Source organism: Pseudooceanicola onchidii, assembly GCF_004959925.1.
Classification (GTDB): domain Bacteria; phylum Pseudomonadota; class Alphaproteobacteria; order Rhodobacterales; family Rhodobacteraceae; genus Pseudooceanicola; species Pseudooceanicola onchidii.
This window is the reverse complement of record NZ_SPUW01000001.1, coordinates 118,480-137,122: the sequence shown is the minus strand read 5'-3', so window position 1 is coordinate 137,122 and position 18,643 is coordinate 118,480. Positions and strand designations below refer to the sequence as shown.

At 64.5% G+C, this 18,643-nt stretch carries 19 protein-coding genes and 1 tRNA gene; 13 read left to right on the top strand and 7 right to left on the bottom strand.

Features of this window, described 5'->3' with window-relative positions; all coding sequences use genetic code 11:
- Positions 1 to 3: 3 nt before the first annotated feature.
- The 7 genes from E4S58_RS00655 to E4S58_RS00625 all read left to right on the top strand — a co-directional run bounded on the left by E4S58_RS00655 (position 4) and on the right by E4S58_RS00625 (position 5,374).
- A complete protein-coding gene (locus tag E4S58_RS00655) occupies positions 4 to 1,362 on the top strand; it encodes an MFS transporter (protein ID WP_136634399.1) in 1,359 nt (452 codons plus the stop codon).
- Positions 1,359 to 2,273 carry a penicillin-insensitive murein endopeptidase gene (mepA, locus tag E4S58_RS00650; RefSeq protein WP_136634398.1) on the top strand — a complete coding sequence of 305 codons (915 nt, stop codon included), beginning with the start codon at positions 1,359 to 1,361 and terminating at the stop codon, positions 2,271 to 2,273. The genes E4S58_RS00655 and mepA overlap by 4 nt, the downstream gene beginning before the upstream one ends.
- Entirely contained in the window at positions 2,246 to 3,130 is an 885-nt protein-coding gene (locus tag E4S58_RS00645; RefSeq protein WP_169052565.1) for an esterase-like activity of phytase family protein, read from the top strand. Before mepA ends, E4S58_RS00645 begins: the two co-directional genes overlap by 28 nt.
- 75 nt (positions 3,131 to 3,205) lie before the next feature.
- Positions 3,206 to 3,826, top strand: a complete 621-nt coding sequence (locus E4S58_RS00640; RefSeq protein WP_136634396.1) for a queuosine precursor transporter — start codon at positions 3,206 to 3,208, stop codon at positions 3,824 to 3,826.
- Positions 3,827 to 4,124: 298 nt separating this feature from the next.
- A complete protein-coding gene (gene arfB, locus E4S58_RS00635) occupies positions 4,125 to 4,538 on the top strand; it encodes an alternative ribosome rescue aminoacyl-tRNA hydrolase ArfB (protein ID WP_136634395.1) in 414 nt (137 codons plus the stop codon).
- A gap of 264 nt (positions 4,539 to 4,802) precedes the next feature.
- Entirely contained in the window at positions 4,803 to 5,060 is a 258-nt protein-coding gene (locus E4S58_RS00630) for a type II toxin-antitoxin system ParD family antitoxin (RefSeq protein ID WP_136634394.1), read from the top strand.
- Positions 5,057 to 5,374, top strand: coding sequence for a type II toxin-antitoxin system RelE/ParE family toxin (locus tag E4S58_RS00625; RefSeq protein ID WP_136634393.1), 318 nt, complete (start codon positions 5,057 to 5,059; stop codon positions 5,372 to 5,374). The genes E4S58_RS00630 and E4S58_RS00625 overlap by 4 nt, the downstream gene beginning before the upstream one ends.
- A 127-nt stretch (positions 5,375 to 5,501) precedes the next feature.
- Here E4S58_RS00625 and E4S58_RS00620 read toward each other — a convergent pair whose 3' ends face one another.
- The 3 genes from E4S58_RS00620 to pncA all read right to left on the bottom strand — a co-directional run bounded on the left by E4S58_RS00620 (position 5,502) and on the right by pncA (position 8,399).
- A complete protein-coding gene (locus E4S58_RS00620; protein ID WP_240789420.1) occupies positions 5,502 to 6,329 on the bottom strand; it encodes a M48 family metalloprotease in 828 nt (275 codons plus the stop codon).
- 95 nt (positions 6,330 to 6,424) lie between these two features.
- A complete protein-coding gene (gene pncB, locus E4S58_RS00615; protein ID WP_136634391.1) occupies positions 6,425 to 7,717 on the bottom strand; it encodes a nicotinate phosphoribosyltransferase in 1,293 nt (430 codons plus the stop codon).
- Between the two features lie 85 nt (positions 7,718 to 7,802).
- On the bottom strand, positions 7,803 to 8,399 hold the full coding sequence (gene pncA, locus E4S58_RS00610; protein ID WP_136634390.1) for a bifunctional nicotinamidase/pyrazinamidase: 597 nt from the start codon (positions 8,397 to 8,399) through the stop codon (positions 7,803 to 7,805).
- 144 nt (positions 8,400 to 8,543) lie between these two features.
- Between pncA and E4S58_RS00605 the strand changes: the two genes are divergently transcribed.
- Both E4S58_RS00605 and trhO read left to right on the top strand, forming a co-directional pair.
- Entirely contained in the window at positions 8,544 to 9,095 is a 552-nt protein-coding gene (locus E4S58_RS00605; RefSeq protein ID WP_136634389.1) for an NADPH-dependent FMN reductase, read from the top strand.
- Positions 9,096 to 9,160: 65 nt separating this feature from the next.
- Complete coding sequence (gene trhO, locus E4S58_RS00600; protein ID WP_136634388.1) at positions 9,161 to 10,081, top strand: oxygen-dependent tRNA uridine(34) hydroxylase TrhO; 921 nt, start codon at positions 9,161 to 9,163, stop codon at positions 10,079 to 10,081.
- A 144-nt stretch (positions 10,082 to 10,225) separates the two neighbouring features.
- Here the strand turns inward: trhO and E4S58_RS00595 are convergent, their stop codons facing one another.
- Complete coding sequence (locus E4S58_RS00595) at positions 10,226 to 11,440, bottom strand: MFS transporter (protein WP_136634387.1); 1,215 nt, start codon at positions 11,438 to 11,440, stop codon at positions 10,226 to 10,228.
- A gap of 97 nt (positions 11,441 to 11,537) precedes the next feature.
- On the opposite strand from E4S58_RS00595, the gene E4S58_RS00590 reads away from it, so the two are divergent.
- The 3 genes from E4S58_RS00590 (at position 11,538) to E4S58_RS00580 (ending at position 13,810) form a co-directional block, all read left to right on the top strand.
- Positions 11,538 to 12,305 carry a cyclase family protein gene (locus tag E4S58_RS00590; RefSeq protein WP_136634386.1) on the top strand — a complete coding sequence of 256 codons (768 nt, stop codon included), beginning with the start codon at positions 11,538 to 11,540 and terminating at the stop codon, positions 12,303 to 12,305.
- A 111-nt stretch (positions 12,306 to 12,416) separates the two neighbouring features.
- Positions 12,417 to 13,124 (top strand): 3-oxoacid CoA-transferase subunit A, encoded by a 708-nt coding sequence (locus E4S58_RS00585; RefSeq protein WP_136634385.1) that lies wholly within the window; start codon positions 12,417 to 12,419, stop codon positions 13,122 to 13,124.
- Positions 13,121 to 13,810, top strand: a complete 690-nt coding sequence (locus E4S58_RS00580; protein WP_136634384.1) for a 3-oxoacid CoA-transferase subunit B — start codon at positions 13,121 to 13,123, stop codon at positions 13,808 to 13,810. The genes E4S58_RS00585 and E4S58_RS00580 overlap by 4 nt, the downstream gene beginning before the upstream one ends.
- A gap of 470 nt (positions 13,811 to 14,280) precedes the next feature.
- On the opposite strand, the gene E4S58_RS00575 is transcribed toward E4S58_RS00580, so the two are convergent.
- From E4S58_RS00575 to E4S58_RS00565, 3 genes are all read right to left on the bottom strand, one after another.
- Complete coding sequence (locus E4S58_RS00575; RefSeq protein WP_136634383.1) at positions 14,281 to 16,668, bottom strand: methyl-accepting chemotaxis protein; 2,388 nt, start codon at positions 16,666 to 16,668, stop codon at positions 14,281 to 14,283.
- A 111-nt stretch (positions 16,669 to 16,779) separates the two neighbouring features.
- Positions 16,780 to 16,856, bottom strand: a tRNA-Pro gene (locus E4S58_RS00570).
- A gap of 81 nt (positions 16,857 to 16,937) precedes the next feature.
- Entirely contained in the window at positions 16,938 to 17,891 is a 954-nt protein-coding gene (locus E4S58_RS00565; protein WP_136634382.1) for a DMT family transporter, read from the bottom strand.
- 241 nt (positions 17,892 to 18,132) lie between these two features.
- Here E4S58_RS00565 and E4S58_RS00560 point away from each other — a divergent pair, with 241 nt between their 5' ends.
- The gene (locus E4S58_RS00560; protein ID WP_136634381.1) at positions 18,133 to 18,540 is read left to right on the top strand and encodes a hypothetical protein; all 408 of its coding nucleotides are present in this window, start codon (positions 18,133 to 18,135) and stop codon (positions 18,538 to 18,540) included.
- The last annotated feature ends 103 nt before the right edge of the window (positions 18,541 to 18,643 follow it).

Here is an 18,643-nt window from a genome sequence, read left to right as displayed (position 1 = left end):
GACATGTCTTTGCGCAAACGCATCTGGGGTTGGTATTTCTTCGATTGGGCCAGTCAGCCCTATCACACCGTCCTCAACACCTTCATCTTCGGCCCCTTCCTTGCCGCCACCGCCGCAACGTATTTCCTGGGCCTGGGGTTCGAGGAAGGCGTGGCGGACGCCAAGGCGCAGACCCTCTGGGCGACCTGGACGGCGATCTACGGGTTGATCATCGGCCTTGGCGCGCCCTTCTTCGGAGCCATGGCCGACAGCACCGGGCGCAAGATGCCGTGGATCACCGGCTTCAGCCTGATGTACGTGGTGGGCGCCGCGCTTTTGTGGTTCACCGATCCGGGCGCGTCGAACCTGACCTGGATGCTGGCGGCCTTCGGGCTGGGCTTCGTGGGGGCGGAATACGCCTATATCTTCACGAATTCGCAACTGCCCGGCCTGGGCACACGGGACGAGGTCGGCAAGATCTCGGGCTCGGGCTTCGCTTTCGGCTATGCGGGCGGGCTTTTGTGCCTGGCGATCGTGCTGCTTCTGTTCGTCGAACAGCCGAACGGCAAGACGCTGATCGGGCTCGACCCGGCCTTCGGGCTTGATGCCGCGGGGCGCGAAGGTACGCGGATCACCGGGCCGATCGCCGCGCTGTGGTATGCGCTTTTCATGGTGCCCTATTTCCTATGGGTGCGCGAGGTTCGGACGGATTACCGCAAGGCCAGCTTCGGCGCGGCGGTGCGCAGCGTCGTCGCGTCGGTCAGGGGTCTCGGTCAGCGGCTGAGCCTGCGGAACTACCTGATTTCGTCGATGCTCTACCGCGACGCGCTGAACGGGCTTTATGCCTTTGGCGGCACCTATGCGACGCTGGTGCTGAACTGGCCCGTGGTGCTGATCGGGGTCTTCGGGGTCGTCTCGGCCACCGGGGCGGCGGTCTTCAGCTATCTCGGCGGGATCGCGGATCGACGGTTCGGGCCCAAGCCCGTGGTGACGACCGCCATCATCGTCCTGATCCTGGTCAGCTTCGTGATCATCAACCTCACGCCGACCACCGCCTTCGGGATCGACCTGGGCGAAGGCACCAACGTGCCCAACATCCTGTTCTTCGTCTGCGGCGTTTTCATCGGCGGCATGGGCGGCACGCTGCAGGCGGCCAGCCGATCGCTGATGACGCGCCACTGCGACGAGGCGAATTCGACCGAGCTGTTCGGACTTTACGGCCTGTCGGGGCGCGCCACGGCCTTCCTTGCCCCGATGCTGATTGCCGTCACGACCGCGATCAGCGGTAATGCGCAGATCGGGGTTTCGCCGGTGATCTTCCTGTTCCTCTGCGGGCTCATCCTGCTACGGTGGGTCAACGGCGAAGGAGAACCGACAAGATGATCCGAACGTTTGCAGCCCTTGCCCTGGTCACGCTGATCGCCGCCTGTGGCGGCGATACCGGCGACCGGGCGCAGGTGTCCTCGAAGCAGGAAATCCCGGCCTCGATGCGCGGCAAGCCCGCCAAGCAGTTGTTCGGCGCGATGTCCTTTGCCAGTGGCAACCGGCCACAGGCCTACGGCGGCTATGCCAAGGGCTGCCAGGACGGGGCCGTGCAGCTGCCCGAAACCGGACCGACCTGGCAGGCGATGCGGCTGTCGCGCAATCGCAACTGGGGCCAACCCGAGCTGATCGACTATCTGCAGACCCTGTCCGCCAAGGCCGCCCAGCAGCCCGGTTGGTCGGGTCTTTACATCGGCGACCTGGCACAACCGCGCGGCGGCCCGATGCTGACCGGCCATGCCTCGCACCAGATCGGGCTGGACGCGGATATCTGGATGCTGCCGCCCAAGCGGCTCAACCTGAGCCGGTCCGAGCGGGAGAACATCTCCTCGATCTCGATGCGGCGCGCCAACGGGGCTTATGTGAATTCCGACTGGACCCCGCAGCATCACCAGGTGCTCAAGGCCGCCGCAAGCGACCCGCGGGTCGCGCGGATCTTCGTCTTTCCCGGCGCCAAGGTGCAGATGTGCAACGACGAAAAGGGCGACCGGTCCTGGCTGCGCAAGGTCCGGCCCTGGTACGGACATCACTATCATTTCCACGTCCGGCTGAGCTGCCCCTCGGGGATGCGCGGCTGCGTGAACCAGGCCCCGCCGCCGCCGGGTGACGGGTGCGCCGATGCGGAACAATGGGTGCGCAACATCCTGAACCCGCCGCCGCCGGACCCGAACGCGCCCAAGCCCAAGCCGCGCCGCGAACTGACACTGGCGGACCTGCCCGGGCAATGCGTCGACGTCCTGCAGTCGCGATAGGCCTTGCGACCGTCCTGTGCCTGACGGTCTGGGCCTGGAGCGTCTTGAACACCGAAACGATCGAAATCACCGGAGGCCCCGACTACGTCGGCGGCCTGTCGGGCCTTGTCGTGTTGCCCGACGGCAGTGGCTACACCGCCATCGGCGATCGCAACCTTGTCGTGCGCGGCCAATTCCAGCGGCAGGATGGCGTGCTGACCGGCGCTACGGTGACGGGTGTGGACCAGATGCGCGACTGGAAGGGCCGGTTCTACGTGGGCGCCTGGAACGACGCCGAAGGGCTGGCTCTCACGGCAGACGGGCGGTTGATGGTGTCGTTCGAAAACCAGTATCGGGTCGTGATATTCGACGACGCGCTGCGCGGGACGCTGCTGCCGCCGATCCCGCCAATGGGCAATGCCGCTGGCAATGCAGGGTTCGAAGCGCTGGCCATCGACGCGCAGGGCCGCCCGGTGATCATCATGGAGCGCCCCGTCAAACTTCCCGCCTACACGATGGTCTTTCGCTTGGAAAATGGCGACTGGCGGCGGATCGGCAACCTTGTCCGAACCGACCGTTTCCTGGCCACCGGCGCGGACTTCGGCCCCGATGGCAAGCTCTACGTGCTTGAGCGGCGGATCGGCCTCAACGGGTTCCGGTCGCGCATCCGTCGGGTCGATCTCCTGGACGAGGGCCTGATGACCGGGGACATCGTCTGGGCCTCGCACCGGGCGCATGGCAACCTTGAAGGGCTTTCGGTCTGGCAGGCCGGCGACGGGACCTTGCGCGCCACGATGGTCGCTGACGACAACCAGCTGTCGTTCCTGCCCGGCGGATTTGTCGAGATTACGCTTGCCAAGCCTGCCGGGGCGGACTAACACCCGCCCCGCGTCGCTTCTGCTCGGGCGTCGCACACAAGTCTCCGCGACCTTGTCTAAAAAACGGTATCAGATATGACCCGCATCCTTCCTGGCGTAATCGCCATGGCCGCCGTCGTTGTGGCCTCCAACATCCTCGTTCAGTTCCTCTTCGGACAGTGGCTGACCTGGGGTGCCTTCACCTATCCCATCGCCTTCCTCGTCACCGACGTGATGAACCGTGTCTACGGCGCAGGCCCCGCGCGGCGCGTCGTCTTCATCGGTTTCGTCGTCGGCGTGATCTGTTCGCTGATCGGCACGCAGATCATGGGCGAATTCGGGCCCCTCGTGACCTGGCGCATCGCGCTCGGCTCGGGTCTTGCCTTCCTCGTCGCCCAGATGATGGACGTCGCAATCTTCGACCGGCTCCGCTCGGGCCGCTGGTGGCGCGCACCGCTGGCCTCGACGCTGGTCGGATCGACGCTCGACACGGCCATTTTCTTCACCGTCGCCTTCTCCGGTGCCCTTGTTTTCCTGGAGCCGGCGAACGACGTCAGCTGGGCTGGTGAGGCGCTGCCGCTGCTGGGCGTGGGGCCCGTGGTGCCGCTCTGGGTGTCGCTGGCGGTGGCCGACTGGATGGTCAAGCTGAGCCTCGCGATCCTGGCCCTGCTGCCTTTCCGTGCAATTGTCGCGAAACTTTCACCACAAGTAGCGTGATTTCTTTTGACAGACACGAAATCTGTGGCACCCTTGAGTCATCGGAAACAGATGAAAGGAGGTGCTCTAGTGTCTATTGGGATTACGGAGAGAGGTGTCGGAACAGTCTGGAAGGAAACGACCTGAGGCAGCCCTCGGGGAAACACTGACCAGATTGGTGCACGCCTAACCGGCGCACCTCCTGAACTCAAAGGGGGCCATCCGATCCGATCGGATGGCCCTTTTGCTTGTTTGAACGGGCGTGGGTATTACCTCGGTATCACGTCGGCACGTTATCGGTAGCTTCGGAACCCTCAGGATGTTGCGCATCACGGATCAGATACAGATCGAGGACTGGGAGATCACGGAGCAGTTCGTTCGGTCCTCGGGCCCCGGCGGGCAGAACGTGAACAAGGTGTCCTCGGCCGTGGAACTGCGGTTCGAGGCCGAACGCTCGCCGTCGCTGCCTGATCCTGTGAAACGCCGGCTGCGGCGGCTGGCGGGGCGGCGCTGGACCAAGGACGGGGCGCTGGTGCTGCAGGTGTCGTCGGAGCGGTCACAGGCCCGGAACCGCGAGATCGCGCGGGAGCGGCTGGCGGAGCTGGTGCGGAAGGCGCTGGTCGCGCCGAAGCGGCGGATCCCCACGAAGGTCTCGGCCAACCAGAAGCGGAAGCGGGTGGAAGCGAAGAAGGCCCGGTCCGAGGTGAAGGAAGGGCGCGGGTGGGAGAGGTAGGGCGGGGTTCACCCCGCCGTTCCGGGTCGGGCCGCGTGTATTGATCCGGGCCGGGTGCGGCGGGGTGAACCCCGCCCTACGCGGAACACCGTTCATGTGTCCCGCCCGGCGGATGCGCCGGGCAGCGCCGACCCGCCCCCCAGGGCGGCGCTATTGCGCCACCCTCGGGCCGGACGCTGCGCTCAGTTTGGACCGGTGAGGCATTCCCTACACATTGGGCGCGTTTTGGCATATATTGCCAATGATCGTTCACAGGAGGCGTCGATGGCCACACGCAATGTCGTTCTGACGGATCAGCAGGAACAGTTGGTCGGTCGCCTGGTCGCCTCTGGCCGGTACCAGAATGCGAGCGAGGCGCTGCGGGCCGGATTGCGGCTGCTGGAGGCCGAGGAGGCCGGGACGGCGGATCTGCGGGCGCGGCTGGCGGAAGGCTTGCGTCAAGCGGAGACCGGGGAGCTGGCCGAGGGTAGCGGGACCGAAGCCGTGCGGCGGGCCTTTGCGAAGGCGCGGGATCGGGCGTGACCCGACCGTGGCGGCTGACCCGGCAGGCGGAGGACAGCCTGACGGAGATCGCGCTTTGGACTTACGAGACGTTCGGACCGGCGCAGGCAGAGACCTATGAGGCGGAACTGCTGGACTGCTGCGAGGCGATTGCGGCCGGGGAGGCGGTGACGCAGGGCTGCAACGTGCTGGTGCCGGGGGCGGAGGGGCTCCGCTTCGCGCGGGCGGGCGGGCATTACGTGGTGTGCGTGGAGCGGGACGGGGCGGTCGTGGTGGTGGACGTGGTGCACCAGCGGATGGATTTGAGGAGAAGGGTTAGGGAGATGGGGCGGTAGGGTGCGTGATTTCACGCACCGATGGCGGGGCGGCGGGTGGTGCGTGCGAGCACGCACCCTACGGCTGCGAAGATGTGGCGCGCTTTCCATCGTGCCACATCTTGTTTGTTCGCGGAAGTAGTCGCTCTTAGTTTTGCTTTTTGGATAGCGCTTGCTTGCCTTCAATCTGTTTCATCGTAGCGAGAACGACAGCAACGCGTTCGCTATCCGCTGGATGAGTTCCCCAGAAAGACAACTGACCGGACTTGGTTTTTACCGCCTCTTTGCGTGCAAAGAATTTGGCTCCCTCGACTGGATCGTAACCTGCACGATGCGCGATCCTGGTCCCGAGCATATCGCTTTCCAGTTCGTATGTTTTTGAGAATGCGGCTCCACCGATCTGCGCCCCGAGTTCTACGTCACGACTTACCGCGTCAGAATCGTAATATCCGCCGTACGATGCTGCCGACGCCTGAGTGTAAGCACTGATGGCTCCGAGAATAAGAGCACCGGCGATTTGCTGTTGCTGCTGCTTCTGGATATGCTGACCTATCAAATGGCCATATTCATGACCAAGAATGAAAGCCAGCTCGTCGTCGCTTTTGACATCCTGCAACAATGGCATTGAAAAGCGAATTACAGGCAATTTGTTGCCCGCTTTCTTATAGGTAAAGTATGCGTTCCGGTCCTGCAGCTTGGAATCCACCTCAAGAGCCACGTTGCAATCAACCGGCTTTTCTCGTGCCAACTCCTGCGAACACAGAGCGGCAGCCACTGGCGCAACGCGACGCGCGACTCTCTGAAATCTAGTGCTCGCCGCGCTCGGCGATGTAAGTTTCCGAACAGTGTCTGCTCGAGCTTCCTCGAACATAGCCGTTGCCTGATTTGTCACGCCGTCATCCGCCTTCGGCAACACGTACGTCGTTCCACAAGCTGAAACTACAAGCAGAAATATCAATGAAAGTACCGACCTCAAATCACTCTCCTTTTCGCGCATGAGATAGCGAAAGAAGAAAATTCACATAAATATGTCGGCATTAAGGTCGGTTGACAACTCCATATCAATTAATTCTAAACCACAACCTCCATCGCCCGCTGCTCCCCAACCCCGAAAACCCGCTTATACCGCGCAATCTCCCCCGCCGGCCCCATGGCCTTCTCCGGGTTGTCCGACAGCTTGACCGTCGGCCGTCCGTCCGCCGCAACCGCCTTGCAGACCAGCGAAAACGGCGCCAGCGCGTCGCCCTCGACCAGCCCGCGGAAGTCGTTCGTCAGCAGCGTCCCCCAGCCGAACGACACCCGGACGCGGCCGGAGAACTGGCGGTGCAGCTCCTGGATCTTCTCCACGTCCAGCCCGTCGGAGAAGATGACGAGCTTCTGGCGCGGGTCCTCTCCTCGGGATTTCCACCAGTTGATGGCGGTCTCGGCGCCGGTGGCGGGGTCTCCGGAATCGATGCGGATGCCGGTCCAGCCGGCCAGCCAGTCAGGGGCGTTCTCAAGGAACCCCTTGGTGCCGTAGGTGTCGGGCAGGATGATGCGGAGGTTGCCCGAATGCTCCTCGTGCCAATCGGCTAGCACGTCGTAGGGCGCGCGGGCCAGCGCCGCGTCGTCGGGGGCCAGCGCGGAGTAAACCATGGGGAGTTCATGGGCGTTGGTGCCCACGGCCTCAAGATCGCGGCGCATGGCGATGAGGCAGTTGGAGGTGCCGGTGAACTTGTCACCCAGCCCTTCGATCATCGCCTGCACGCACCAGTCCTGCCAGAGGTGCGAATGCCGCCGCCGGGTGCCGAAATCGGCGATGCGGAGGCCGTCGATGTCGCGCAGGTGTTCGATCTTTTCCCAGATCTTGGTCATCGCGCGGGCATAGAGCACCTGCAGTTCGAACCGCTTCATCTGGTCCAGGATCGCGCGGCCGCGCAGCTCCATCAGGATGGCAAGCGCGGGGATTTCCCACAGCATGACCTCGGGCCACTTGCCCTCGAAGGTCAGTTCGTACTGATCGCCGACGCGTTCCAGGTGGTAGGGCGGCAGCTGCAGGTTCTCGAACCACTCCATGAAGTCGGGGCGGAACATCTGGCGCTTGCCGTAGAAGGTGTTGCCGCGCATCCAGGTCGACTCGCCGCGCGTCAGGGACAGCGACCGCACGTGATCCAGCTGCTCGCGCAGCTCTCCCTCGTCGATCAGCTTGGCGAGCGGGACGTGTTTCGACCGGTTGATCAGCGAAAAGGTGACCGTCGTGTCGGGCTTGTTGCGGAAAACCGACTGACACATCAGCAGCTTGTAGAAATCGGTATCGATCAGGGACCGGACGATCGGGTCGATCTTCCAGCGGTGGTTCCAGACGCGTGTGGCGAGATCGGTCATCGGCTTCTCCTGTCGGTCCAAGGGGTTAAAGCAGGTGCACGCGGCCCTTGGCAAGTCATCGCGGCCGGACCGGCAGGCCGGACGCCTACGCCAGGATGACGCCCGCCTCTGCCATGCCCGCATGCGCGGCGGCCATCGACCCGTTCAGGTCGATCCCCCGGCACAGGTCCTCGCGCACGGTGACGCGGAAGCCCAGCTTGGCCGCATCCACCGCCGAGAAGTTCACGCAGAAATCCGTGGCGAGGCCGACCATGGTCAGATCCTCGATGCCGCGCGTGCGCAGGTAGCCCTCAAGCCCCGTGGGCGTCTGGTGGTCGTTCTCGAAGAAGGCTGAATAGCTGTCGATCGCCGGGTTGTGGCCCTTGCGAATGATCAGATCGGCGCGGTCCACGGTCAGGTCGGGATGAAACAGCGCGCCATGCGACCCCTGGATACAGTGGTCGGGCCAGAGCACCTGCGGGCCGTAGGGCATCTCGATCATCTCCATCGGGGCGCGTCTGTCGTGCGAAGAGGCGAATGAGGAATGGCCCGCAGGGTGCCAGTCCTGCGTCAGGATCACCGCGTCGAAATCGGCCATCAGTTCGTTGATGCCGGGCACGATCAGGTCGCCCTCGGTCACGGCCAATGCGCCGCCGGGGCAGAAATCGTTCTGGACGTCGATGACGATGAGGGCACGGGTCATGGCAGGCTCCTGTCTGGGTGGCGCGACCCTAGCAGGCCGGGATCGGGGGTCAATCGGCTGTGCCCTGGCGCAGGGTGGCTCTCTCGGGGCGGCAGATGGACAGGGGCGCCGCGCGGCATATCTTAGCGCAAAAGGAGACACGACATGGCCGACATGACAATCGCCGGGCTGACCGGTTCGCTGCGCGAGGGCGCCTTCACCCGCCAGATGATGGACACGCTGGTCGACCTGGCGCCTTCGGGCATGACGGTCGAGCTGATCGAGATCGGGCACCTGCCCTTCTACAACGCCGACCTGCGCGACGGCGATCACGGCCCGGCCGAGGTCCGCGCCTTTGCCGAAAAGATCGCGCAGGCCGACGGGCTTATCGTCGGGTCGCCGGAATACAACCGGTCCTTTCCGGCGGTGATCAAGAACGCCATCGACTGGCTGTCGAAGGAACCGGGCGCACCGCTGGCGGGCAAACCGACGCTGATCGCCACCCAGTCGCCCGGTCAGCTGGGCGGGATTTCGGCGAACTACCACCTGCGGCAGGTGCTTTCGATCGCGGGGGCGGTCTTTGTCACCGGGGGCGAGGTGGCGATCACCGGCATCGGCGGCAAGGTCGAAGGCGGACGGATCACCGACGCGGATACGCGCAAGTACCTGTCATCGCACCTCGACAAGCTGGCGGACCTGATCGGTCGGCACCGCTAGGGCGCGACCGCCTGTCCGCCGCCTGTCCCTTGTCAGGCGGGCCGCATGGGCGTATTTCGCGCGGCATGTTCACCATCGCCGCGCTCTATCATTTCACCCGGTTCGACGACCCCGCCACGCTGCAAGGGCCGCTGCTTGAGCTATGCCGGGCCGAAGGCGTGACCGGGTCGCTTCTGCTGGCCGGTGAAGGGATCAACGGCACCATCGCCGGGTCCCGCGCAGGCATCGACGCGGTGCTGGCGCATGTGCGCGCCCTGCCCGGCTGCGCCGATCTGGAGTGGAAGGAAAGCACCGCCGCCGACCAGCCCTTTGGCCGGATGAAGGTGCGCCTGAAACGTGAAATCGTGACCATGGGCCAACCGGACGTCGATCCGCGCGCCCGCGTCGGCCACTATGTCGATCCGGCGGACTGGAATGCGCTGATCCGGTCGCCCGACGTGGCGGTGATCGACACGCGCAACGGTTACGAGGTCGCCATCGGCACCTTCGAGGGCGCGGTCGACCCGAAGACCGAAAGCTTCCGCGACTTCCCCGCCTGGTGGGAGGCCAACAAGGACCGCTTCCACAACAAGCGGATCGCGATGTTCTGCACCGGCGGCATCCGCTGCGAAAAATCGACCAACTTCCTGATCGGCCAGGGGGTCGAGGACGTCTATCACCTGAAGGGCGGGATCCTGAAATACCTCGAAGAGGTGCCGCAGGACGACAGCACCTGGCAGGGCGACTGCTTTGTCTTCGACGGGCGCGTTTCGGTCGGGCACGGGCTGGCGGAAGGCCCGCACAAGCTGTGCCATGCCTGCCGCCGCCCGATCCTGCCGGAAGATCAGCAGCGGGCCGAGTATGAACACGGCGTCTCCTGTCATCACTGCATCGATGAGACTTCGGAGGCCGACAAGGCGCGGTTCCGCGAGCGGCAGAAGCAGATCGCGCTGGCGCGGGCGCGGGGGGAAAAGCACCTCGGGCGGGCGGATTTCCAGGACCTGTGACAGGGATCGCGCCTGGCGGCGCGATGCCTCCGGCAGAGGTATTTGTGACCAGAAGAACGCAGGCATGCGCCCTGATCTTCTTCTGGTTTCAAATACCTCGGGGGTGAGGCGCGATCCGCGCCGAGGGGGCGGCGCCCCCTATCCTCAGGCCGGGACCATGCTGGCGCGCCGGGTCCGCATCAGGATCAGCAGGATGATCCCGACATTCATCAGGTTCCAGGCGATGCCGTTGACGAAGGCCAGGAAATAGCTGCCGGACACGTCGTAGATCCAGCCCGACAGCCAGCCGCCCAGTGCCATGCCGATGATCGTCGTCATGATGACGATCCCGACCCGCGACCCGGCTTCGCGCGCGGGCAGGTATTCACGTACGATCACCGCATAGCTCGGCACGATGCCGCCCTGTGACAGGCCAAAGACGGTGGACACAACATACAGCGACATCAGCCCGTCCGACGGCAGGTACAGCACCAGCGCCAGGGTCTGTGCGACCGATCCGATCAGCAGGGTCATGACCCCGCCGATCCGGTCCGCGACCAGGCCCGACAGGATGCGTGACGCGACGCCGCCCAGCAGCATCAGCGACAGCATCTGCCCGCCCACGGCCGGGCCATAGCCCAGGTCGACACAGAAAGCGACGATATGGACCTGCGGCATCGACATCGCGACGCAGCAGCCGATGCCCGCGAGGCCCAGCAGGATCGTCAGCATGTTGGGCGAAAATCCGGTTGCCCGCGCGCGGGCCGAACTGGCCGCGTCCGAGGTCGCCATGGCCTCCTCGGGCAGGCGGCGGCGTAGGAAGATCGCGCCGGGGATGACGACCGCAAGGATCGCCCAGCCCATGATGGTATAGACGGCCCGCCAGCCGCCCTCGGCCAGGACACCCGACAGCACCACCGGCCAGATCGCGCCCGACAGGTAGTTGCCCGAGGCGATCAGCGCCACGGCAATCCCCCGGCGCCGCAGGAACCACAGCGACACATCGGCGATCAGCGGCCCGAAACAGGCGGCCGCACCCAGGCCGACCGCCAGGTGAAGGAAGGTCACGCCCCAGAACCCGGGGAAGATCGCCGCCGCCAGGAAGCCCAGCCCCTGTGCCAGGGCCGCGCCGGTCAGGGCCCAGGTGATGCCGAACCGATCCACCACGCGCCCGATCAGGCCATTGCCCAGGGCAAAGCCTGCCATCGTCAGCGTGTAGGGAATGGTCGAGTCGGCCCGGGCCAGACCGAATTCGGCCTGCATGGACGGCAGCACGACGATCACCGCCCACATGCCCACGTTGCCGACAATGGAAATCGCCAGCGACAGCATCAGCCGTCGCCACGAATATCCACTGTCAAGAATGCTGTCCCCCACCATGCAGCGACGCTAGGGGCGGGTTTGCACGCCAGCAAGGCCAAATGCGATGCGCAAGGGCGCCGATGCGTCTAGGGTGGCGACAAACGGGGAGGACAGCATGAAGATCATCGACCTGGCGCGGCCGCTGGAGAATACGACCTACGCCGATCCGCCGGGACTCGCGCCCGAGATCACCTACCTGGGCCATGATGTGACCGCCGACCAGATCCTCGGGTTCTTTCCCGGGGTGAGCCGCGACGACCTGCCCGGCGGCGAAGGCTGGGCGGTGGAGCGGGTCACGATCTCGACCCACAACGGCACGCATCTGGACGCGCCCTATCACTACCATTCGACCATGGACGGCGGACAGCGCGCGATCACCATCGACGAGGTCCCGCTTGAATGGTGCGTCGGCCCGGGGGTGAAGCTTGATTTCCAGCATCTCGCGGACGGCCACGTGGTGACGCCCGAGGAGATCGAGGCCGAGCTGGACCGCATCGGCCACGTTCTGGCACCCGGAGATATCGTCCTGGTGAACACCGCCGCCGGGGCCGCCTATGGCACGCCCGGCTACGTCGCCACCGGCTGCGGCATCGGGCACGCGGCGACGTGCTGGATGACCGAACGTGGCATGCGGGTTTGCGGCACCGACGCCTGGAGCTGGGACGCCCCCTTTGTTCACACCGCGAAACGCGTGGCCGAGACCGGGGATGCGGGGTTGATCTGGGAAGGCCATCGTGCCGGGATAGTGCGCGGCTATTGTCACATGGAAAAGCTTGCCAACCTCGACCAGCTGCCGGCGACGGGGTTCCAGGTGCAGTGCTTCCCGGTGAAGATCAAGGCCGCCAGCGCCGGCTGGTGCCGCCCCGTGGCGCTGATCGACTGACACCGCAGGGGCCGGGAAAGTTGACACTGTCACCTTTCTTTTGCCATCTGCACCCGTAAGACACGCGCCGCGGACCCGATCCGGCCGTTGCGCGTCCGAGAGGAGACATCGATGGACAAGACAACCGCTTCGCTGGCCGAGGCCGTATCGGGGATCGGGGACGGCGCGACCGTCATGATCGCCGGGTTCGGCGGGTCCGGCGCGCCGATCGAACTGATCCACGCCCTGATCGACAAGGGCCCCAAAGGTCTGACGATCATCAACAACAACGCCGGCAACGGCCATGTCGGGATCGCGTCGCTGATCGAACACGGTATGGTCGACAAGATCATCTGTTCGTTCCCGCGCTCGTCCGACCCCGTCGCCTTCAACGAGGCCTACCTGGCCGGAAAACTGCAGCTTGAGGTCGTGCCGCAGGGCACCCTGGCCGAACGCATCCGCGCCGCAGGCGCGGGCATCCCGGCCTTCTACACCGCGACCAGCTATGGCACCGACCTCGCGAAGGGCAAACCGGTCGCGGAATTCGACGGCAAGTCCTATGTGCAGGAACGCTGGCTGAAGGCCGATTTTGCGCTGGTGAAGGGCGAGTTGGGCGACACCTATGGCAACCTGACCTACCGGATGGCCGCGCGAAACTTCAATCCGATCATGGCGATGGCGGCCGATGTGACCATCGCCCAGGTCAGCCGCATCGTGCAGCCCGGTGATATCGAACCCGAGAACGTCATCACCCCCGGCATCTTCGTCGACCACGTGGTCGAAGTCGCAGAGCCGAAACAGGAAGAAGTGCTGATCCGGGAAGGAGCAAGCTACCCATGACCCTTTCACTCGACAGCATCAAGCTGACCAATGCCCAGATCGCCTGGCGCGCCGCGCAGGATATCGAGGACGGCGCCTATGTGAACCTTGGCATCGGGTTTCCCGAAATGGTCGCCAAGTATCAGCCCGCGGGGCGCGAGGCGATTTTCCACACCGAAAACGGCGTGTTGGGCTTCGGCAAGGCCCCGGCCGAGGGCGACGAGGACTGGGACCTCATCAATGCCGGCAAGAAGGCGATCACGTTGAACCCCGGCGCGTCGTTCTTCCACCATGCCGACAGTTTCGCCATGGTGCGGGGCGGGCATCTGGACGTGGCGATCCTGGGCGCCTTCCAGATCGCGCAGAACGGTGACCTTGCGAACTGGAGCACCGGCGGCGCCAATTCCATTCCGGCCGTCGGCGGCGCGATGGATCTTGTCCAAAGCGCCAAACGGGTGGCGGTGGTGACCGACCACGTCACCAAGAAGGGCGAACCGAAGCTGGTGGACCGCTGCACCATGCCGCTGACCGGTGTGGGCTGCGTGACGCGGGTCTATTCTTCGCTCGCCGTGGTGGACATCGCGGACGGTCACTTCATCCTGCGTGAAAAGCTGCCCGCGATCTCATTCGACGACCTCCAATCCGTGACCGGCGGCGAGCTGACGGTCGATGGATCGGTCGCTGACCTGATCGTGCCGGAGCAATGATCACGTCCCCGCGCTGCGCTTGTGCGGCGCGGGGGTTTGGCTGCGGTTCGTGTCATGCGTGGTGGGGATTTTCGCTGCGGTGTGAGGCCTCTCGCTGTTGTCCGTGACTGGCCATAACGGGGCCTTTCGATCCGGTGCTCGTTTTGCGACGACTGGTTGCAGCCACCTCTTGCGAGCGCGCGGAGCGACCGCCCCCCTGCTGGCTGAGAGTTACTCCTTCAGACACTTCTGAGACTGACACCGCTGCTGGCTTCAGCCCGCAGGACGAATGTTGCTCGGACCATTCAGTTTAAGCTCCTGCGGACAAACGCCTAGGCACTTTGCTAGGGTGTTTGCCTCCTCGCGGTTTCCTTCGGAATTGCCGACCGTCGACCTTGCATGATCGCCCCAAACAGCGTTGAGTCCACCCGCTAGCCCTTACCACCTGAATAAATGACACGGCGCCCTCCAAGCCCAGCCGAAGTGACGCGTCATCCCACCTTGCGCACCTGTTCCCCCTCGCCCACTTTACCTTTCGCCGAGATCCCGCCCGGCACGCGGAAGGTCGATCCAGCGGCGACGAGGCTGGCCAGTTCGTTGCGCAGCACGCTGATGGCCGCCGTGGTTTCTTCGAACATCGCGACGTTCTTCTGGGTATTGCTTTCAAGCTCTTCCGTGGCGCGGCTGACTTCCCGAATGCCGCGGTCGGTTTCGTCGGCCGCGGTCGTGACCTCTTCGATCCGGGTGACGACACCGCCAATTCCTTCGACGATTTGCTCAAGCTCGGCTCCGGACTGCTGCGCCTTTTCCACGCCCTGCCGCACGTTGGACGTCGCGGCGGCGACGATCTCGGAAATTTCGGCGGCGGCTTCGGCGGACCGGCGCGCCAGGCCGCGCACTTCGGTCGCCACCACGGCGAACCCCCGGCCGGCCTCGCCCGCACGGGCGGCCTCGACCCCGGCGTTCAAAGCCAACAGGTTGGTCTGATGCGCAATGTCTTCGATGACTTTCAGGGTGCTCTCGATCTGCGTGGACGAGGCGTGGATCTGTTGCATAGCCTGCACGGTTTCCTGCACCACCAGATTACCCGACTTTGCCCGTTCGGCGATCGCCAGGACATCCCGGCGGACCTGGTTCGAGGCCTCGGTCGAGTTGGACACCGCGACCGACATCTCATGCAGGGCCGCCGCGCTTTCTTCGAGCTGGGACGCATTGCGCTCCGACCTGGCCGAGAGATCATGTGCCGCATCCGTGACTTCGCCGGCAGAGGCCTCGATTTCCGCGGCCGCCGTCAGGATCGTGCCGATCGAGGTGCCGACGCTGTCGGAGGTCGCGTTCACCCGCTTGGCGATATCCGAAAAGACGCCGGAATAGTCGCCGGTCATGCGGAAGGTCAGATCGCCTTGCGCAAGGTGATCCAGCGCGACCCGCACGGCGCCCAACCCTTCGTTGGTGATGGCGCCGATGCGGTTCAGACCTTCGCAGATCTCGTCCAGCAGACCAGCCCCCGCGCCGATGTCGAGCCGCTGCGAAAAGTCGCCCGAGGCGCAGGCCGCCACGACCCGAGAGATCTGTTCCGCGATGGCCATTTCGGCGCGGCGCGTTTCCTCGGCCCGGCGCGTTTCGGCTTCCAGCCGGGCTTGTTCCGCGCGGTGCCGATCTTCGCGTTCACGGGCCGCCTGATCACGCGCGGCCATGGTGGCGGCGTTTTCCGCTTCGGCCTTGGCGCGCGCGTCCAGGATATTGTCACGCAGATGGATCAGTGCGCGGCCGACGCGGCGAATTTCGGGCGTGGCAACGTCGGGCACATCGGTGCTCAGGGTGCCGCCGGCCATGGTGTCCGCCGCGTCGACCACCTGCATCACGGACCGGACGACGGCCCGTCGTGCCATCAGCGACAGAAGGATCGCACCACCGACGCCAAACAGAAGGATTGCGCCGAAGCCGATGACCTTTGTCATCTTCAGGCGCGCGAGTGCGGCAGCATCAGCTACAATGGTGTCCGCCATAGCGTCTTCGGTGGCCTTCATCGCACCGATCCGGTCCGTTGCGGTCTGGAAATAGACCTCGGCGGTGATGCCCTGCGTGCCGCCGCGCGGCATGGCGAAGGCGACATCGCGAATCGCGGCCAGGTCGGACCCGGCCTTGCTGTTTTCGATTGCCTCGACCATCGCCAGAGCCTCGGCGGTCGCGTATTGGCGGAACATCGTCAGGGCGAGGTCCTGTTGCGCCACAAGGCGTTGCAAGCGCATCAGTCGCGGGGTGGAAAAGTCGCCGGAGGCAAACATGCCCGATCCAATCGCCCTTTCGATGCCGGCGCGTTCCTTTGCCACCAGAAACGCCGTGAAGCCGGACAGCTCCGCGCTCAGCTGTGAATTCTGAGTAGCGGCGCCGATCTGCCCGATCATGTTGATCGCGCGCGTGTTGAGGCCGGTGTAGTAGCCCAGGGCCTCTCCTGTCGGCATCGCAAGATCATCCACGCGGGTGCGGATGTTCGGCATGCGAGAGATTTCGGACAGAAGCCCGTCGACCTGCGCCACGGTGGCGTCCGGCAATCGGCTGCGCGACTGGGCAACAACGCCTTTCAGCCGGGTCAGGGCTGCCTCTGTCGCGCGGCGTTGGTTCGCCAGCTCCTCCTTAAAGGTTTTGCCCTTCGAATTCAGGAAGATGCTGGTTGCACCGCGTTCCTTCTGCTGCTCGTGGATCAGCCCGCCAAGGGCCACGGACAGCTGCATCTGGCGTTGGATCTGCGTGGCGTCCCGCATGGCCTGCCAGCTTTGGGTGATCATCATCCCGCCCAACAGGATCGCCAGCGCCGTGGGCAGGGCCACGGCCAGCAGGATGGTCTTGGAAAGTGACAACGATCCGAGTCGCGACATGTCAGCCCCTTCATGTTCAGGGGCGAGTTAGCCACAGAGGGCTTAACAAATTGCTGCAGACCCGGCCCTTTCGGGCAAGGCCCCAGAATATCGCGAGATTTGGGGTGATATTGGTCGGAGTGAGAGGATTCGAACCTCCGGCCCCTGCCTCCCGAAGACAGTGCTCTACCAGGCTGAGCTACACTCCGACCGTGAGGCCGCGACGTACCGGCTTTGGCGGCGGTTGACAAGGGGGAAGTCGCGCCGGGCCACGCTTTTTGCGCGCCAGCCTACCGGGTCCAACCGCGCCTTCTCAGGATCGGGCCGATCCGCAGGGCCGCCGGTGTCCCGACGCGGGACCGGGACCGCAGCACCGGGGTCGTGCCCGACACGCCCGCGCGGCTTTCGCGGAAGACAATGTAGAGACCGCTGGCGATGACCATGGCCGCCCCGGCCAGCGTGCGTGACGACGGCGTCTCGTCGAACAGCAGCGCGCCAAACAACAGCGCCCAGAGGATCTGGGAATATTGCATCGGGGCCACCAGCGCGGCTTCGGCGTGGCGATAGGCATAGATCATGCAGTTCATCGCCACGAAGGCCAGAAGCGCCGTCAGCGCCATCTTCCCCAGGTCGACCAGGGGCATCGGGTCATACACGAACGGGATCGCCGCGCCCATGACCACGAAGTTCGCCACCAGCGGATAGAGCAGCAGCACGACCGACCGTTCCCGCGCCCCGATGCGGCGCACCACGACCGAGGCGAAGGCGCCGCAGACGGCCGCCGCCAGCGCCGCCAGATGTCCAAGCGTCGGCAGGGTCTGGCCAGGTTGCAGCACGACGAGGATCCCCGCCAGCCCGAACAGAACCGCGAAGCCCCGCTTCAGGCGGACCTTTTCACCCAGGATCGGGATGGCCAGCACCGTGATCAGCAGCGGAGAGGCGAAGAGGATCGCGTAGACCTCGGCCAGCGGCAGGGTGGAGAAAGCATAGAAGGCCGTCATCGTGGCCACGACAGCGGCAATGGTGCGCGCGATGACCCATCCGGGATGCACGGGGCGCAGGGTGCCCGGTGTGGCGTCCTGCATCAGCATCATCGTGCCGATCGGAAAGCTGAAGAGGACCGAGAAGAAGATGATCTGGAAGGGCGCATAGACCCCGCCCAGGGATTTCACCGCCACGTCATGGGTGGAGAAAAGGGCGAACCCCAGAAGGGCGAACAGGATACCGGGGAGCGGTGCGCGCATGGCGACCTCCGTGGTCTGTACTCCCATGGGGGTAGTTTAGGGGGTTGGGGGTGAGGGGCAAGGGGGGCGTTGATTGCGGGCGGAGGGCGTCCCGCCTGCTGTCACAGGTGCGTTGATTGGGGTACGGATCGGACCCTCCGCGCTTCGTCAATGGCCGTTTCGAGCCCAGAGTGACGAATGCTGCGTGTTGCCCAAAAGTCTGCTATCCAGCTTCCCAGCACATCCGTGAAACCAAATAACTATGCTGAAGTTCATCCATCTAAACACTGACTGGAATGCGGAACCAAATGCGCCTGATCTCCGGGTCGAACAGGACGACACTTCGCTCGTCGCTTACTTTCGACCCAACCCATTCCTTTACCCTGATTACGAGGGGGTCTCGTACATCTTAGTAAGGTTTGTGAACTGCGAAAAATATCGCATCACTAACATTAACGATCACGGCTGGTATCTTAGTCAGTGCCGTTTTAGCGGTCTCGCACCGGCCTGGGGCGAGTTCTACGAAATATCAGGCGATACTCGTGATGATCTAGACGCAACCCCTTGGATCGCAATGAATGGCCTGGGCGCTAGGCACTTCCATTTCTACTTCAGAGACGAAGCGTTAGAGGTCAAGGCCCTCAACTGGTCGGTGCAAACCAAAAGCTGAGCTTGGCCGTCGCACGCGCTATGTCCGCTGCGTCCGCGTTCCCGACATTCAAACCAAAAACGCCCCCGCAGAGGTCTGCGAGGGCGCTTGATTGGTGTTCCCG

Bases quoted from the DNA above. Each gene is read 5' to 3' on its own strand.
- E4S58_RS00655 (WP_136634399.1), top strand. From the start codon at position 4: ATGTCTTTGCGCAAACGCATCTGGGGTTGGTATTTCTTCGATTGGGCC.
- mepA (WP_136634398.1), top strand. From the start codon at position 1,359: ATGATCCGAACGTTTGCAGCCCTTGCCCTGGTCACGCTGATCGCCGCC.
- E4S58_RS00645 (WP_169052565.1), top strand. From the start codon at position 2,246: ATGCGTCGACGTCCTGCAGTCGCGATAGGCCTTGCGACCGTCCTGTGC.
- E4S58_RS00640 (WP_136634396.1), top strand. From the start codon at position 3,206: ATGACCCGCATCCTTCCTGGCGTAATCGCCATGGCCGCCGTCGTTGTG.
- arfB (WP_136634395.1), top strand. From the start codon at position 4,125: ATGTTGCGCATCACGGATCAGATACAGATCGAGGACTGGGAGATCACG.
- E4S58_RS00630 (WP_136634394.1), top strand. From the start codon at position 4,803: ATGGCCACACGCAATGTCGTTCTGACGGATCAGCAGGAACAGTTGGTC.
- pncB (WP_136634391.1), bottom strand. From the start codon at position 7,717: ATGACCGATCTCGCCACACGCGTCTGGAACCACCGCTGGAAGATCGAC.
- pncA (WP_136634390.1), bottom strand. From the start codon at position 8,399: ATGACCCGTGCCCTCATCGTCATCGACGTCCAGAACGATTTCTGCCCC.
- E4S58_RS00605 (WP_136634389.1), top strand. From the start codon at position 8,544: ATGGCCGACATGACAATCGCCGGGCTGACCGGTTCGCTGCGCGAGGGC.
- trhO (WP_136634388.1), top strand. From the start codon at position 9,161: ATGTTCACCATCGCCGCGCTCTATCATTTCACCCGGTTCGACGACCCC.
- E4S58_RS00595 (WP_136634387.1), bottom strand. From the start codon at position 11,440: ATGGTGGGGGACAGCATTCTTGACAGTGGATATTCGTGGCGACGGCTG.
- E4S58_RS00590 (WP_136634386.1), top strand. From the start codon at position 11,538: ATGAAGATCATCGACCTGGCGCGGCCGCTGGAGAATACGACCTACGCC.
- E4S58_RS00585 (WP_136634385.1), top strand. From the start codon at position 12,417: ATGGACAAGACAACCGCTTCGCTGGCCGAGGCCGTATCGGGGATCGGG.
- E4S58_RS00580 (WP_136634384.1), top strand. From the start codon at position 13,121: ATGACCCTTTCACTCGACAGCATCAAGCTGACCAATGCCCAGATCGCC.
- E4S58_RS00575 (WP_136634383.1), bottom strand. From the start codon at position 16,668: ATGTCGCGACTCGGATCGTTGTCACTTTCCAAGACCATCCTGCTGGCC.
- E4S58_RS00565 (WP_136634382.1), bottom strand. From the start codon at position 17,891: ATGCGCGCACCGCTCCCCGGTATCCTGTTCGCCCTTCTGGGGTTCGCC.
- E4S58_RS00560 (WP_136634381.1), top strand. From the start codon at position 18,133: ATGCTGAAGTTCATCCATCTAAACACTGACTGGAATGCGGAACCAAAT.